Below are 1,232 nucleotides of genomic sequence, written 5' to 3' on the forward strand. Positions count from 1 at the left end.
GTAAGTACCCCGACGAACTGCGCGAGCGCGCGACGCGCTTGGCGGTCGAGGCCCGCAAGGACCCGGCCGGCCGGGCCGGTGCGATCAAGCGGATCGCCGACCAGCTCGATGTGCATCCCGAGGCCCTGCGCGGCTGGGTCAAGCGTGCCGAGACCGACGACGGCATACGCCCCGGCACCATCAGCACCGACGCCGCCCGGATCGCCGAGCTGGAGCGGGAGGTGAAGGAACTGCGGCGGGCGAACGCGATATTGAAGTCCGCCTCGGCTTTCTTCGCCGCGGAGCTGGACCGTCCACTGCGATAAAGGTCGCCTACATCGACCATACAAGGAGACGTTCGGCGTCCAGCCGATCTGCGACGTCCTCGCCGAGACGGACGCACCGATCGCGCCGAGCACCTACTACGCCGCTCACAACCGCCCGCCCTCGGCCCGCAGCCTGCGCGACGAGCACCTCACCAAGGAGATACACCGCATTCACCAGGACAACTACGGGGTCTACGGGGGCCGCAAGGTCCACGCCGCGCTGGCACACGAGGGACACGAGGTGGCCCGCTGCACGGTCGAGCGCCTCATGCGCGCGGCCGGACTGCGCGGGGTGATCGGGGCCAAGACCCCACGCACCACCCGGCCGGCCCCGGAGACCGGCCGACCCGCCGACCTGGTCGAGCGGCAGTTCACCGCGACCGCCCCGAACCAGCTCTGGGTAGCGGACATCACCTACATCAGAACCTTCTCCGGCTGGGTCTACACTGCCTTCGTCATCGACGTCTTCTCCCGCATGGTCGTCGGCTGGCAGGTCGCTACCAGTCTCTACACAGACCTCGCCCTCGACGCCCTGGAGATGGCGATCTGGCGCCGCCGGCACACAGGCGCCGACCTCACCGGCCTCACGCATCACTCGGACCGTGGAGTCCAATACCGAGCTCTCCACTACACCGAACGTCTCGAACAGGAATCCGCCGTAGCCTCGGTCGGCTCAAAGGGCGACTCGTACGACAACGCCCTGGCCGAAGCGTTCAACAGCCTCTTCAAGGCCGAGCTGATCCGCAACAAGGGCCCCTGGACCGGCGTCAACGACGTCGAGATCGCCGTCGCCGAGTACATCGACTGGTTCAATCAGCGCCGCCTCCACGGCGAGCTCGGCCACGTCCCACCCGCCGAGTTCGAAGCACTCCACGCAACGACCGCCGCACCACAAGTACCCCTGAAAACCAGCTAACCCACTCTCCA

1 pseudogene is annotated in these 1,232 nt (G+C 67.6%); it reads left to right on the forward strand.

Annotation, left to right across the window (positions count from 1 at the left end):
* A pseudogene (locus ACFWDI_RS40965) lies at nt 1-1,221 on the forward strand (IS3 family transposase); the annotation flags it as partial.
* Nucleotides 1,222-1,232 lie beyond the last annotated feature (11 nt).

It is taken from the genome of Streptomyces sp. NPDC060064 (assembly GCF_042736455.1).
In the GTDB taxonomy this organism is placed as follows: Bacteria; Actinomycetota; Actinomycetes; order Streptomycetales; family Streptomycetaceae; genus Streptomyces.